This is a genomic window from Tistrella arctica (assembly GCF_039630945.1).
Classification (GTDB): domain Bacteria; phylum Pseudomonadota; class Alphaproteobacteria; order Tistrellales; family Tistrellaceae; genus Tistrella; species Tistrella bauzanensis.
In genome coordinates this window covers 383,584-398,219 of sequence record NZ_JBBKTV010000008.1, presented here as the reverse complement: position 1 = coordinate 398,219, position 14,636 = coordinate 383,584, and the positions used below count along the sequence as shown (strand labels likewise).

The 14,636-nt window shown below is 67.8% G+C and carries 13 protein-coding genes; 5 read left to right on the top strand and 8 right to left on the bottom strand.

Annotation, left to right across the window (positions count from 1 at the left end):
- The first annotated feature begins 423 nt into the window (after nt 1-423).
- Both WG924_RS20090 and WG924_RS20085 read left to right on the top strand, forming a co-directional pair.
- Nucleotides 424-1,005: a flavin reductase family protein gene (locus WG924_RS20090; RefSeq protein WP_345934873.1), complete on the top strand. Its 582-nt coding sequence runs from the start codon at nt 424-426 to the stop codon at nt 1,003-1,005.
- A gap of 134 nt (nt 1,006-1,139) precedes the next feature.
- Nucleotides 1,140-1,592 carry a hemerythrin domain-containing protein gene (locus WG924_RS20085; protein ID WP_345934872.1) on the top strand — a complete coding sequence of 151 codons (453 nt, stop codon included), beginning with the start codon at nt 1,140-1,142 and terminating at the stop codon, nt 1,590-1,592.
- Here the strand turns inward: WG924_RS20085 and WG924_RS20080 are convergent, their stop codons facing one another.
- The gene (locus tag WG924_RS20080) at nt 1,593-2,174 is read right to left on the bottom strand and encodes a DUF2147 domain-containing protein (RefSeq protein ID WP_345934871.1); all 582 of its coding nucleotides are present in this window, start codon (nt 2,172-2,174) and stop codon (nt 1,593-1,595) included.
- Nucleotides 2,175-2,370: 196 nt separating this feature from the next.
- On the opposite strand from WG924_RS20080, the gene WG924_RS20075 reads away from it, so the two are divergent.
- From WG924_RS20075 to WG924_RS20065, 3 genes are all read left to right on the top strand, one after another.
- On the top strand, nt 2,371-3,033 hold the full coding sequence (locus WG924_RS20075; protein WP_345934870.1) for a histidine phosphatase family protein: 663 nt from the start codon (nt 2,371-2,373) through the stop codon (nt 3,031-3,033).
- 295 nt (nt 3,034-3,328) lie between these two features.
- The gene (locus WG924_RS20070; RefSeq protein WP_345934869.1) at nt 3,329-4,588 is read left to right on the top strand and encodes an MFS transporter; all 1,260 of its coding nucleotides are present in this window, start codon (nt 3,329-3,331) and stop codon (nt 4,586-4,588) included.
- Nucleotides 4,589-4,677: 89 nt separating this feature from the next.
- On the top strand, nt 4,678-5,397 hold the full coding sequence (locus WG924_RS20065; protein ID WP_345934868.1) for a hypothetical protein: 720 nt from the start codon (nt 4,678-4,680) through the stop codon (nt 5,395-5,397).
- Here the strand turns inward: WG924_RS20065 and WG924_RS20060 are convergent.
- From WG924_RS20060 to tmoD, 7 genes are all read right to left on the bottom strand, one after another.
- Nucleotides 5,331-6,224, bottom strand: a complete 894-nt coding sequence (locus tag WG924_RS20060) for a class I SAM-dependent methyltransferase (RefSeq protein WP_345934867.1) — start codon at nt 6,222-6,224, stop codon at nt 5,331-5,333. The two genes, WG924_RS20065 and WG924_RS20060, sit on opposite strands and share 67 nt — an antisense overlap.
- Nucleotides 6,225-6,318: 94 nt before the next feature.
- Nucleotides 6,319-7,494, bottom strand: a complete 1,176-nt coding sequence (locus tag WG924_RS20055) for a M50 family metallopeptidase (protein WP_345934866.1) — start codon at nt 7,492-7,494, stop codon at nt 6,319-6,321.
- A complete protein-coding gene (locus tag WG924_RS20050) occupies nt 7,491-9,911 on the bottom strand; it encodes a lantibiotic dehydratase family protein (RefSeq protein ID WP_345934865.1) in 2,421 nt (806 codons plus the stop codon). The genes WG924_RS20055 and WG924_RS20050 overlap by 4 nt, the downstream gene beginning before the upstream one ends.
- A complete protein-coding gene (locus WG924_RS20045; RefSeq protein WP_345934864.1) occupies nt 9,908-10,789 on the bottom strand; it encodes a hypothetical protein in 882 nt (293 codons plus the stop codon). Before WG924_RS20045 ends, WG924_RS20050 begins: the two co-directional genes overlap by 4 nt.
- Nucleotides 10,789-11,718 (bottom strand): MbnB/TglH/ChrH family RiPP precursor modification enzyme, encoded by a 930-nt coding sequence (locus tag WG924_RS20040; protein ID WP_345934863.1) that lies wholly within the window; start codon nt 11,716-11,718, stop codon nt 10,789-10,791. The genes WG924_RS20045 and WG924_RS20040 overlap by 1 nt, the downstream gene beginning before the upstream one ends.
- A 61-nt stretch (nt 11,719-11,779) precedes the next feature.
- A complete protein-coding gene (locus WG924_RS20035) occupies nt 11,780-12,403 on the bottom strand; it encodes a LysE family translocator (RefSeq protein ID WP_345934889.1) in 624 nt (207 codons plus the stop codon).
- Between the two features lie 150 nt (nt 12,404-12,553).
- Entirely contained in the window at nt 12,554-14,614 is a 2,061-nt protein-coding gene (gene tmoD / locus WG924_RS20030; RefSeq protein WP_345934862.1) for a 3-thiahomoleucine biosynthesis radical SAM protein TmoD, read from the bottom strand.
- Nucleotides 14,615-14,636: the final 22 nt, after the last annotated feature.

Sequence of the window (14,636 nt, the reverse complement as noted above, 5' to 3'; positions counted from 1 at the left end):
CGCGACGTCTCTCCACGGGCCGGGCCAGTCAGCGGCATAGCAGTCCTCCAAATCAGGGTGATTCAGAGAATCACGGCACGAGCAAGCCGTAAACCGCGTTAACCCGAGTTCGGGGCCCTGCCCGGCCAGCCTGATGGCTTGCAATTTTCCGATAAACAAGTAAACGTTTCACAACACAGGTTCTGGCAGCTTGTCGGGCCACCACCGGGGGGGAGGGTGGTCTGACCGAGACGCCCGGTGCAGGTTCATCCTGCGCCGGGCGTTCTCGTCTGTGCGGCCCCGGCCACCGGAGCATCCGCTGTGCCCGCGACAGGGGATCGGCGGCCGTGGCCTTCTGCCGCCATTTGACTTGGGGCGTGCTGATCGCATATCCATGGGCCAGGGACACGCTTGGTTCCAGACCAGCCGCAGCGGGGGATGGCCATGGATGGCAACGAACACGGCCGATCGACCACCGGCCTCCGGGCGGATGCCGGTTGGGCTGATGCCGGTTCGACTGGTGCCGCTGCGCCGGCCGGAGAGGATGGCCGCGCCTATCGCCAGGCGCTGGGCCGGTTTGCCACCGGCGTTACCGTCGTCACCTGCCGCGACGCCACCGGCCGGCCGGCGGGATTGACGGTCAATTCCTTCACCTCCGTCTCTCTGGCGCCACCGCTGGTGTTGTGGTGCCTTGAGAAGACATCGCCAAGCCTGGCGATGTTCACCACCTGCGGCCATTTCGCGATCAATGTTCTGGACGTGTCCCAACGCCCGCTGTCGGATGTGTTCGCCGACCCCACCGCCGACCGCTTCTCCGGCCTTCCGGTAGAGGATGGTCTTGGTGGCGCGCCGTTGCTGCCGGGCTGTCTGGCGCAGTTCGAATGCGCGCTCGATACCGTGCATGATGGCGGCGATCACGTCATCCTGATCGGCGCGGTGCGGCGTTATCGCCAGCGTGCCGGCGACCCCCTGATCTATTTCGGCGGCGGCTATCGCGATCTCGGCGGCACCGGCGCGGGCGGGTGACCGTCCAGCGGCACAGGCGGGGCCCCGGCATCTCTGGTGACGGCCGTATTGGTGTTGCGCTGGTTGGAAACCATGGCGCACATTATGTAGAAAATATTATCGGAAAATTCGGATCAGGCCAGGTCGAGGTGACAATGTCGGAGATTGACGGCCTGCTTTCGATGATCGAGAGCCGCTATCATCCGATCCCGATCGACCGGCTTCCGGCCATCGTCGGGCTGGCCGAGACGGTGTATGCCCTCTGCCACGATCACCCGTCTCATCCGGCGCGGCTGATCGAGGCGTTGATGCGGCTTCAGGATCTGCTGACGGCCAGGATCAGAACCGAGGCCGGCATCCTGTTTCCGTTGATCCGCATCGGCGGCAGCCCGGTCGTGGCCGAGATGGTGGCGCGTCTGCGGATCGATCAGGGGGTCGCCGCCGGCCAGTTGGACGATATCGGCGCGATGACCGGTGGTTTCAGACCGCCCGCCGACGCATCGCCGTCCTGGCGGGCGCTCTATCTGGCGCTGGCCGGACTGGCCGACAGTCTGGCCGAGTATGACCGGGTGATGACCGATCGGCTGTTTCCGCTGATCGGGAGCTGATCAGCCCTCACGCAACCAGATCTGGCTGCGTCCGAACAGCGACAGGCCCACAAAGCCGCGCACTTCCAGCGTCCGGCCATCGGGTGCGAGCGTCATGCGCAGGTCATAGATCTCACCATTGGCGGGGTCCAGAATCTCACCGCCCTCATAGGTCAGGCCATCGCGCAGCAGGCCGGACATGATCTCCAACCCCACCAGCTTCTGCCCGGCGCGGCTGTCGGTGCAGGTGGCGCAGACCGGGTCGGGATCTTCGCCCGGCTCGCGGAACAGGCGCTCGATCCGGCCGTGATAGCGGCCATCGGTCTCGCTGATCCGGACCAGCGATCGGGGCTTGCCGGTCTCGTCGTCGATCGTCCGCCACAGGCCCTCGGCCGTCGGGGCCGGACCGGCGGTTTGTGCCATGGCCACCCGGCCGATGAGGGTCATGCCCGGCAGAGCCAGTGCCATGGCCACAAGGCCCAGGCCGCGCAGCATGGCGCGGCGGCTGACCGGTTTCGCGGTCGGGTTGCCGGGGCTGACGGCCACGGCCGTGGTGGCGCGGCGCAGGGTGCTGGACCGACCGGCCGGCGGGGGATGGACCATGGCGCGGGGCTCCTGTGGCAGGCGGGCAGGGTGAGGTGACATCTCAAGTCTGTCACGTCACCTTGTGATTGAACAGGTGGGTCTTTCGGCAAGGGCACGGCCGGCATCTTCCGGCACATGGCCGGTTCAGGTGGCGGTGGCGGGGCGTTTGCGGGGTTGCAACCGTCATGCATCCGCGGGCAGGCTCTGAAACCGGATGCCGCGACCGACGGCACCTGGTCCTCCCCCCATGTCTTTCCGAAAGCCGTTGCCCATGCCTGCTTCACCGACTGCGCCAGCCTCACCGATCAAGAGTGGCGACGCCCGCCTGTTGTTCATCCGTCATGGCAGCGCGATGCGCATGACTGAAGATCTGCGTGATCCGGGCCTGACCACCCGGGGCCGGGACGAAGCGGCGGCGACCGCGTCGCAGCTTGCGGTAGCACTGGCCGGGATAAGCCCGCATCTGCTGGCAAGCCCGCTGGCCCGCACGCAGGAAACCGCCGCGATCATCGGCGCCGCCATCGGCTGCCGGGCGGTGCTGGCCCCGGCCTTCGCCGAGGTGCCATGGACCGACGGCCAGCCGGTGGTCTCGCGCGCGGCCGACATCACCGACTGGCTGGGGCGGGGTTGGGGGGACATGCCGGCGGCGCAACAGCGCTGGGCAGGCGATGTTGTGGCTGCTGCCCGTCAACTGACCGGACTGGTGGTGGTGGTCTCGCATTTCGTGCCGATCAACGTCATGGTCGGCCACGCCCGGGGCAGTGACCGGGTGCTGGAATTCCGCCCGCGCCCGGCATCGGTGACCATCATCACCCGCAATGGCGGGGATTTCGCCATCGAGTCGCTGGGCTCCGAAGACGAAACACTGTTTGCCTGATCACATGCGTCCGGTGGCGCTGGTATGCGGGGGTGCAACCTGACGGATGCCGCGCCGCCGGATTGCAACTCACCCGTGGCGATATGATCATGGGATGATATTCCACCATTGAAGCGCGTGCGGCGACGCGCAATACTGAGCGCCAGACAACAAGAACAAGGCTCGATGGAGCGCGCGCACCGCGCTTCCCCAAGGCCATGCCGCCTGGAACGATAACGAGCCAGAGCCCGCAACGGGTCGGCGGCGGAGGTATTTCTGCGCCGACATCTGCGGGCCATGTGGAGGAGACGACGCCATGAGCATGGCGCGCGGCACCGCGGGCGGTGTGGCAAGTGGTCGGGCGGCGGGCAGGATGCCCCGGTCCCTGGTCCTGATCGTGATCTCGGCCGGGTGTATTCTGGCCCTGTCGATGGGCGTCCGGCAAAGCCTGGGCCTGTACCTGACCCCCGTGAGCGAGGCCATCGGCACCGGCCGCGAATATTACGCCCTGTCCATGGGGCTGATGAACCTGATGTGGGGCATCTTCGCCCCCTTTGCCGGCATCATCGCCGACAAGCACGGCCCGATGAAGGTCGGGCTGGCCGGCGGACTGTTCTATGCGGTCGGCGTGATCTGGCTGGCCTTGTCGGGCTCGGCGCTCGATCTGGCGGGGGCCGGCATCCTGATCGGCATCGGCCTCAGCGGTGCCGGGTTCACCGTTATACTGGGTGCCGTCGGCCGGGCCGCTTCTGAGAAACACCGGGCGTCGGCGCTGGCGCTGGCGAGCCTCGGCTCGTCGATCGGACAGTTCGTGGCGCTGCCTTATGCCCATGGCATCACCGATGTCGCCGGCTGGTGGTGGAGCCTGCTGATCCTGGGCGTGACCTCGGCCCTGATGGTGCCGCTGGCCATGGGCCTGAGGGGGGCCGCCAAGGCCGGCGACCCGATCACCAGCAAGCAGACGGTGGGCGAAGCCGTGCGCGAGGCCTTCACCACGCCGGGCTTCTGGCTGCTGAATGCCGGTTTCTTCGTCTGCGGCTTCCATCTTGCCTTCATTGCGGTGCATCTGCCGGCCTATGCCGCCGACAAGGGGCTGGCGCCCTGGGTGGCGACCGCGGCGCTCACCGCCATCGGGCTCGGCAACATCTTCGGCACCTATGGCTTCGCCAAGCTCGGCACGGTGATCCAGCGGAAAGAGGCCCTGGCCCTGCTCTACACCATCCGCGCGCTGGTGTTCGTGGGCTTTCTGATGCTGCCGCTGACACCGGCGCTGGTCATCGGCATGTCGTTCCTTCTGGGGCTGACCTGGCTTGGCACCGTACCGCTGACCAGCGGCTTGGTGGCGCATATGTTCGGCCCGGTGTTCATGTCGACATTGTTCGGGCTGGTGTTCATGGGCCATCAACTGGGTGGTTTCCTGGGATCGTGGCTGGCCGGGCGGATTTTCGACAGCGTCGGTTCCTATGATCCGGTCTGGTGGCTGTCGGTCGGGCTGGGCCTGCTGTCCGCCTTGTTGCACATCCTGATCCGCGAGAAGCCGGTGGCGCGCTTGCGGGCATCGGCGGCGCCGGCCTGATCCAGCCTGCGCGTGGCACGCCTTCCCGCAGCCATCCGGTTCTGACAGGATGTCATGATGATCCGGTGTGCGGCTGGTATGGGGTGACGATGTCGGGTGAGCAGACGATTGGTCGCGACACGGCCGATGGTGACCACGCGGCGGCTATGGCCAGGGCCATTCCGCCGCAACCCGCCCCGGCCGAGCGGCTGGCCATGTTGCGGGATCGTCTGCAGGCGGCCAGGGCGGTCGATTGCGGGATGGTTCACGAACAGGTGGTGTATGCGGCCGATGGCGTGACGCCGGTCAGGGCTGATACGGCAGGCACCGCCGCGGCGTTCCAGCGCCGCCCGTTATGCCCGATGCCGCTGCGGGCGCAGCGGCTCAGTTGCAGCCATACATCGGCACGCCAGACGCTCGGCGATGCGCTGTCGCTGATGATGACGCAGACCGCCGTTGCAGACGGTCAGCGGCGTCAGCGGCTGGGTGAGTTGATGGCCCGGTTCAGCAAACTGGATGCGGCCATCGGAATGATCGACCACGCCCGTGGCGATGCGGAGCGGGACCATGCCCGTGCCACAGAGCGGCAACTGGCCGGTGAGCCCGGTGCGGGCGAGGCTCTGGATCAGGCCCTGGCGCAGATCGCCCGCGGCCGGCAGGAGTTCACGGCGGCCCTTGCGGCGCTTGTCGCGCTGAAGCAGGCGGTGCTGGCTCAGATCGACGACATGCTGCGACAACTGCCGCCACCGGCCGGGTCCGACGGTCAGCCTGCCCGTATCGGCGCCAGCACGCAGAGCGACCACGCGATCGGTGCCAGCCAGCCATCCTGATCCGGTGGCAGTGTCGGGTCGCGGCTCAGCACCCGGCCAAGCACCCCCGGCAGTGCTGCATCGATCCGCGCGCGCAGGGCGGCTGGCGCCTGTTTGCGGGCCGCCGCCGCGGTTTCCGCGACGGCATCGAATTCACGCCAATAAGACGCGGCATCGGTCACCCGGACCGCGGTCTCGCCGGTCTCGACCCGGTCGAGCGCCAACCCGGCCGGCGTCGCCATCTCCGCCAGCACGGCCGGGGTGATGTCGAACGGGCTGGGCACGCCGGCCGGCCGGGTGAGGGATGGCAGCGCCTTGCCAAGCAGGGCGGCGCCGGTGCCGATCAACCGGCAGCGCGCCGCCTCGGCCCACAATTGAACCAGCAACCGCCCGTCGGGCTTCAGCAGCCCGGCTGTGGCCGCCAGTGCGGCCGACGGATCGGGCAGGGTCCACAACCCGCGCAGGCAGGTCGCGACATCGACGCTGCCCGGCTTCAGGGCCGGATGCAGAACATCCGCCGCCAGCCCACGCGGCGACGCCCCGTCGCCGATATCGCCATGGCGCCGCGCGGCGGCGGCCAGGGGCGCTGCCGCGATGTCGCTGGCGACGACCAGCCGGTCGGGCCCCGCCAGTGCCCGGGCCAGCCCGCCGTGCCCGGCGCCGATATCCAGCAGCACGGCACGGCGCGCGCCGGGCGAGGTTGCAGCGGTTCGTGCGTTCAATGTGGCATTGACCAGGGCGACCATATGTCCGACCACGGCATTGGCCGCGATCGCAGTTTGATGATCGGTATCGGCCACCGCATCATGCACCTCGTCCCAATGGTCGCGGGTGCCATAATCGGACATGGCTTGTCTCCGTCTGGTGGGCGGGGGCCAATGGGCATAGGCCAATGGATGGGGCCAATGGATGGAGTCAATGGATGGGCACCGGTGGACGCGATCAGATCAGGCCGGCGACCATGTCGGACAGCCACCATGCCATCCCGATCCACAGCGCGCCCCAGCCGATGATCGTGCCGATGGCGACGAACAGATACAGCGCGCCGCGGCCACCGGCCGCCATGGCTGTGGTCTGAGCCGGTGATGGCCCGGCACCGCCGCGCTTCAAGCCGGCCACCCGGCGCAGATGCTCGAACGACCGGCGGCGCAGATTGGGCAGGCGGAACACCTCGACCAAAAGCAGATAGCCGTCGCCGTTCAGGAATGGCAACAGCGTGACAATGGCGCCGAACAGACCGGCCACGGCCAGCACCACACCGATCGTCGACGCCGTGCTGCCCTGGGCCGCGACCATCATCAAACCCAGTCCGATACCGGCCAGGGCCTGGCTCGCGAACGGGCCGGCCAGGATCGCGACCATCCGGTGCCCCATGGGCAATGCCTCCCAGTCGCGGCGATCGGGCCGGGTCCAGGCGAAGGGCATCAGGAAATAGATCGCAAACCCGGTCTCACGCACCCGCACGCCCATGGCCCGGCAGGCCAGGGCATGCCCACCTTCATGCAGGAAGCCGCTGGCAAGGGTGGTGAGGTACAGGGCGGGCAGGGTCCAGCCGGTCAGGGTGGCGAGGGTGACATCCAGAAAGCGGCCGCCCATCGCCACCAGCAGCACCGGCACTGCCAGGGCAGCGGCGCTGGCAAGAGCCAGCAGCGCCAGCCGCAGCACCAACGGCCAGGCCAGCAGCCGGTCGAGCACCGGTTCGGGCCGCACCGTGCCCAGCCGCTGGATCACCAGATGGTGGAGCACACTGAAGTGAAACCCGGTGAAGGGGTCGCGGCTGCGGGACGTCTGGCCGTCGGCCTCCAGCACGCCCAGCGCCAGCAGTCGGTCCTCGAACCGGGCCAGTTTGGCGGCATCCGCCCGCACGCCCGATGCGGCAAGCCGCGCAGCCAGGTCATCGAGCGTCGATTGCCCGTCGAACACCCGGGCCACAGCGAATTCCGCCGGCCCCAGCACCCAATGGCCCTCGCCCTCGGGATCGGTGATCTCGATGCGGCGGCCACGCGCCGGCTCGGTGATCTCGATATGCTCGAAACGATCGGGGAACCGGCCGCGGGCCACACGTGACGCCGTTGCCGTGGTGTCGATATCGGGTGCGGATACAGGCATTGCGGTCATGGATGAACACCGGCGGCCAAGGTTGAGGGGCGGGCATCGGCGTGGGTGGTGATCCGGGTCGACAGGCGGAACTCCGCGGTGACCGCGCCTTCCTGCCCGGCATCCAGCCATAATTCATCCGGCGCCGGCCGCATTTCCGACAGGTCGATCGGCTCCGGCCGCTCCAGCAACCGCGCCAGCATCTCGGCGCCCTGCGGCGCATCCAGCAGAATGCACACCGGCTTCGGCTCACCCGGTGCCTTGGCAAAGATCGCCGGCGGCAGCCCCAGATCGCGGGCCCAGGCCCGCATCGCGCGGAAGGCCGCGGCATCTTCGGCGGGCTTGCCGCCGGGGCGTGGATCGCCGATCGCCACCCGCCAGCTGCGCCGCTTCACGATCAGCCGGCCCAGTACCAGGCGCGGGCGGAGATGCCGGCCGATGACCGCCGCCGCCAGGGCGAACATCGCCCGGTGCAGGGCGGTCTGGGTGACCGTGCCCAGATCGTCGACCAGCCCGCATCTGGTGCGCACGACCAACCGGCCATCGCTGTCACGCATCACGCGACAATCCGCTGCACGAACACGCTTACGCATGCCGCATGCAAGATCTCCCGGCAGGGCGATGTCCACGAAGGCCGGGTCGTCCGGCCAATCGATATGCGATCGCTGATAATGCTGCCCGTCATCGGCCAGACCCAGCCGGGCCGTGGTATCGGCGCGCGCGGTCGCCATCGCCCAGTTGGCGGCCGTGCGCACCACCCGCGACGGATCGGGACAGAACGGCATCGCCACCGGCTGGGCCGCGGTCAGCACTGCCGGATGAACCTCGCCGATCACCAGCCGGTAATCGCCGCGATTGATGGCGGCGATGCTGGCGGCAGCGATCATCAGATCCGGAGAGGCGATGTCGAGCCCCAGCGTCGCCGGCACAGGCAGATCGGCGGGCAGCAGACCGGCGATCGCCATCGATACCGCCGTGGCAATCCGGTCCGGATCATCCGGCCGCAGACTGATTTCGTCGTGGCTGGCGGGATCGGTCATCCGTTCGCCCGCCAAGGCATCCCAGGCCGCACGCAGCGCCGGTTCCAGAACGGCCACGACTTCATCGGCAAGGCCGGGCGCGGGGGCCGTGGCCAGGAATCGCACCAGATCGATGCCACTGCCATTGGTGTCGGGATTGCCGTCGTCAGCCGACAGCCGGTCGAAGACCTGTGACTGGCGGGCTGCGATCAGCGCCGCCGCGGCGGTGGCGACCGCCCGGTACAGCGCCAGCACCGGTGCCAGATCGGTGGTGGCGGCAGCAAGCAGCGGCCCACCCAGCACAACCCCCGCTCCACGCGCGCAGTCTTCATAGACCGGCTGGCGACCGACATACATCTGTCCGCGCTGCCGCGCCCGGTCGGCGCCCATCTCGGTCAGCAGCGCATGCATGCGGTCGAGTGCCATCATCCGCGCCGGCAGATCGCCGGCGGCGAAATCGTCCCGCGCGGCCGCAAGATCGCGGATCCGCACCCGCCAGCCTGCCGCGGCCGGCGTTCCGATCGCGGCCAGACAGCCATCGAGATGGGCAAGCGGCGCCGGGCCGCCCGGGGCCGGCCGGATCGCCGGCAGCAGCACCCGTCTTGCTGCCAGCACGGCCATGGCGGCGGTGACGCGGCCGGGATCGTGCCCCTGCGGCCGCAGCCGGTCATGGATGTCGTGGGGATGAAGCCCGCTATCGCCGCCGGCTGCCACGGCCGAGAGGATCGCCGCATGCAGCGGCGGCAACGCCACCTGCCGGTCGACCGGCAGATGCAGCCGATTGCCCGCCAGCACCGTGCAGCCGGGGTTGAGCGCTAGAGGCAGATCGTTCTGAAGAGCCGGGTCGGCTGCAACCGCCTGGGCCAGCGCTTCCGCGACCCAGTGTTCGATGACCGTGTGGCGGGCGCCGATCAGACGGTCGGGCGTGCCGGTCAGGGCAAGGGCCCGCGGGGCATCCGGATCGAGCACGCCCCAGGCCACCGGGCCGAAAAAGCTGGCGGTATCGTTCTTGGCAGCGAAACGCTGAAGATAACTCCAGGCCAGCCGCAATTTCTGACGGGCGCGTTTGCGCGGCTGGTCCAGGTTTTCAGCGGCAAGCTCGGTGATCCGCGCCGGCGCATCGCGGTTGGACAGGAACAGGGCTTCGGCGGCCAGCGGATCGGTCAGGCCGGCGACCAGACGCCTGCGACCGCTGGCCGCGGCGCCGGCGAAGACGGCCTGCCGTTCGGCGGCCGGAACGGTGTCGTCGTCGATCACCGACAGCACGTCATCGGGCAGGCAGGCGGCGGTCAACCGGTGGAAACCGAAGCCCGCGCCGCGCATCCAGCCCAGCGGGAACCACTCGATCCTTGTCGAAGACGCCGGTGCGTCGGCGTCGTGGCCCGGGCGTCGGGCAGGCGGCGGCGTCGCGATGGTCATGCGAGGGGCCCGACAATGGCGCCGCGTTCGGCCAGCCGGGCAATCAGTGCCGTGTCCTGGGGCGTCTCGGCCAGCTCTCCCACATCGGCCAGACGCTGCCGCAGACCCTGCCGGTCGACTGCTCCGGCGTTCAATGCCGCCAGGATCCGTGCCGCCCGCAGCGGCAGCCCACTCAGCTTGGGCGACGCCGCCAGATCGGACATGGATGAGAGATAGGCCGACGGCTTCGCCGGCAGATCATCCTGGCCGATCCGTGCCGTACTGCGCAGCCAAGGCGACAGGTCATGGGCCGTTTCCACCGCCACCGCGCGGCCGGTGACGTGCAGCCGTCCATCGTCCGGCGTCGCCGCTTGCGGCCGGTCGGCCAGCGACCGGATCAGGCCCGCGGTGGCGCGGTCGAGCGCGATCAGGTCGCGCAGGCCGGCCGGGTGTGCCGTGGCCGGGGCCTCGGCCAGAAAATCGAGCACCCGCGCGCAATAGCCAACCACGAACGGTCCGTCATCGCGCCACCCGTCGCTGTCGAGAAATTCCGTGGCCAGCGCCTTGAGGTCGAGGCCGGCCCCCTTGATGGCGCGATAGGTGAGCGGGGCCGCCGATTCAAGCGCGTTCTGCACCGAACCGACCATTCGGAAGCGATAGTTCAGGATGAACATCCGGGTCGGCTTGGGCGTGGCGGCATAGGCCCGTACCGCCGCGCATTCCGGTGCCGACAGCGCGAAGCGCCGTTCCAGCGCCGCATCATCGACCGCGTCGTCGAACATGGCCTCGGCCAGCGGTGCTTCACGCAGGATGCGCCGCCAGACGCCATAGACCAGCCGGGCCGGCAGTGCCATGGCGGCGGATTGCGGATCTGTCGTCATCGTTGGCGTCATGGACATCACACCGTCTCCCGCGCGGCCGCCCGTCCGGCCACGGCCATGCCGTGGCGGGCCGCGGCCGCGTCCCAGGCGGTCTTGGCGCGGATCAGGTCGCCGCGGATCATCGCCTCGTCCTCGGCACCGCCCAGCTCGCGGGTCTGGGGATGATGGGCGCGGCCCTGGAATTCCAGGATCACGGCCGAGGGCAGCGTGCGGGCCAGCACCACGTCCAGCATCTCCCACACCGGTTCGGGCACGGTGCTGTCATGCCAGTCGTGATACAGCCCGTCATACCAGGAACCGCCCGCTAGGTGGATGCACAGCACCCGGTCCAGCGGGATCGTGTCCAGATAATCGCGGGCGTCATAGCCCGTCAGATTGACCGAATTGGTATAGACGTTGTGCAGGTCCAGATGCAGCCAGGTGCCGGCCCGTTCCACCATGCGCGCCATGAATTCGGCCTCGCGCATCTGCCCGCCCGGCGTCGGCATGTAATAGGCCGCGTTCTCGTGGGCGAGCGGCATGCCATAGAGATCCTGAAGCCGGCGGGCACGATCGGCCACACGGATGATCTCGGGGCGTGAGAACTGCACCGGGCTCGACCAGATATCGAGCCAGGAGGCATCGCCATAGAAGCAGTGGTCGGCCACCCAGGGACTGTTGATCGCCTGCGCCAGCGCCACATGCCGGCGTACGGCCGGGCTGTCTTCCAGCGGACCGAAGCCGAATTCGCAGCCGTAATTGGAATGGGCCAGAAGCGGCGTCCGGTCGCCGAGCGCCCGGGTGCGGCGTTCCTGTCCGGGACGGAAAATCCACGGGCTGTCCAATGGCCCCATGATCGCGTCCAGCAGCACTTCGAACAGATCGACCGGCTGGCTCTCGAACGGAAACCAGTCGAGAATTTCAGGGTTGTACTGAAGGCCGACGCCGACCGGTGCGGGCTTGTCCATGGCGGATGGTCCTTATGATCAGTCAGCGCGGAGCGTGACGGGCGGCCAGCCCGGGATTAAGTCAGCCCAGGACGATGGGGATCAGAGACGCCACCAGCAGCACCGCCATCACCCAGTTGAAGATCCTGACCGCGCGGCGGGTGGCGAGCAGCCGGCGCACGGCGACGCCGAACCCGGTCCAGATCACCGCCGCCGGCACGCAGACCACGAAAAACACCAGGGCGATGATCACCGCCTGGATCGTCGGATTGTTGGCCGCCGCCCCATAGGCGCCCATGGTCGCCACGGCCATGGTCCAGACCTTCGGGTTCACCCATTGCAGCAGGGCCGCCTGGATCAGCCCGACGGGTGTGCCCTCGGCCTGACCGACCGATTGATCCAGCCCGCGCGGCTCGGCGCTGGCGATCTTCCAGGCCAGCCAGAGCATATAGGCGATCCCGAGGATCTCGATCGCGATCCGGGTCTGGGGGATGGTCTCCAGAATCGTGCCCAGGCCCAGCCCGACCGCCAGGATCAGCAACGGCGCACCGAAGCAGATACCGGCCATCGCCGGCAGGCTGCGCCTGAAGCCGAAACTGGCGCCAGACGTGGTGAGCAGGACCGTGTTCGGTCCGGGAGAGAGCAGGGCGACGGTCGCGAACAGCACGACCGGCCAGACGAATTCAAGCGAGGGCACGTCCAGCATCGGCACCGGGGGGCGCTCCGGAAATGTGGGGTCGCATAATCATAGGTTGATTTTTCAGGGGGCGGAACATGAATCCGGCGGCAGCGCTGCTCCGCCGCCGGATTTCTGCCCGGTACCCCGGATTTCTACCCGGTGCAACTGGGCGTCCCGTCAGGCGCTGCCGGCTTCGGCGACGATGCCGATCTTGACCAGCTTCGACAGGATCGGCGCCAGCCCGGCGCCTGCCGCGGTATCGCGCCGGGCCGCCTCGATCAGCGAGGCCATGCGGCCGCTGATCCGGTACGAGATCGGCACCAGCACGCCCTGGTGGCCGGCCTTCTGGGTGAAGGCGACATGGCTGTCGGCGATGTCCATGTCCATGATCTCGATATCCGACTGGCCACGCGCGGCGATCAGGAAAGCCGGAATGTTGAAGCGGCTGTGCATCAGCTCCACCCGGATCGCCAGATCGGCCGCACCACCACCCGCGGACAGGGCCGGCAGCGGGCTTTCGGCGATACCGCCCACGGCCACACGACCCATGGTGACCTCATAGCGGAACAGGTCGTGCAGGCGTTCGACGATCGCCGGATCGGCCATGCCGGCATCGGCCAGCAGGTGATTGACGACATATCGCTCGAACAGCTTCGACAGATCGATCGCGCGCCAGCGACCTTCCGGCCGGTTGCCGGCATAGATGCTGCCCAGGATCCGTTCGCGGCCCGCCCAGTCCACGAAGCTCTTGATCAGACCGCTGAACCCGGTCAGGCCCAACTGGTCCTTCATGGTCAGCAGGCATTTGATCGTGGTGCCGTGGAAGTGATAGAGGTCGGCGACGGCGAAGCCGAAGGTTTCGACCCAGGCCATCTGATCCAGGTTCAGCCACTTGGTCTCGTAGACCATGTGGTTGGGCTCGCGCATGTAGCGGATTTCGTGCTCTTCCGCCTGCCGCTCGAATTCCGACCCCGGCAGGATCGACAGCCGGAAGGCCTGGATGCGATGCGGCGACAGCGAATAGCAGAAGTCCACGGTCTGCATGAACTGCTCGATGCCATCGCCGGGCAGGCCATAGATGCAGTCGATGATCGCCGAGGATTTCAATTGGTCGGACAGGCGGTTCCAGGCCTTGCGGAAGCGGTCTTCGGCAAAGGGCCGGCGCATCAGCTTCGCGGCTTCCTGGCTGGCGCTCTGCAGGCCGAATTCGAAGGTCACCAGCGGGTTCAACTGGACCAGTTCGTCCATCACCCGCGCCAGATTGTCGTCGATGATCTCCAGCTTCAGTTCCAGAAGCAGGCTGAAGGGCTGCACCCGGCCATCGCGGAGATGTTCGACCAGGATTTCCAGGATCCGCGCCGCCCGGTCCTTGCGCATGTTGAAGGTGCCGTCGCAGAACATGATGTGCGACGGATGATGCGCCAGGATGTTGTGCAGCTCGGCCTCGACCCGCTCCATCTCGTATTCGCGCACGCCCTTGCTTTCGCCCCAGATGCAGAACGAACAGCGATACGGGCAGCCACGCGAGGCTTCATACAGGAAGGCGCCGCCCATCGGCAGGTCGATGGCGCCGAGATAGGGCGAGGGGATGTCGTTGATGTCCTCGATCAGCGTGGCGTCTGCCGTCTCGTGATAGAGCCGGTCGGCCGGCACGCGGCCGAAGCCGTCGAAGATGTGGAAGCGGTCGGCATCGCCGGCGACCTTCATATACGAGATGCCGCCCACCGCCGACAGCTTCGGCGTGCCATCGAGGAAGTTGAGCAGCATGTCACGGAAGGTGACTTCGGCTTCGTTGCCGACGCAGATATCGGCACAGCGCTCGCGGTCGAACACGAACGGGATATACGAGCCGCGGATCTGCTGGCCGCCGAAGATGATGACGGTCTCGGGCCACAGCTCTTTCATCGCCTTGGCCGCGCGCAGAACGAATTTGATGTTCCAGATGTAACAGGAGAATCCGATCACGTCGAACTGGTGCGTTTCCTGCCATTTCAGCAGGAAAAACAGTTGCGCCTCTTCATCCATCAGGGATTTGGGCGTGGCCGCGCAATGCTCGACGAAGGTCACCCGGTCGGCGATGGCAGGCGTGCGTCGGGCGTAGGTCACGAGATTCCACAGGGCGAGCGAGGTATCCGCTTCCCAGTTATAGGCGACGAGGCCCACATTCAGCCGCGCCTTCGCGCCAAAGCCGGCCGAAGCCGAACAACTGGCGCGGGTGGTCATCATGGTATCAGGCATGTCCATCCCCTCGAAATCCGCC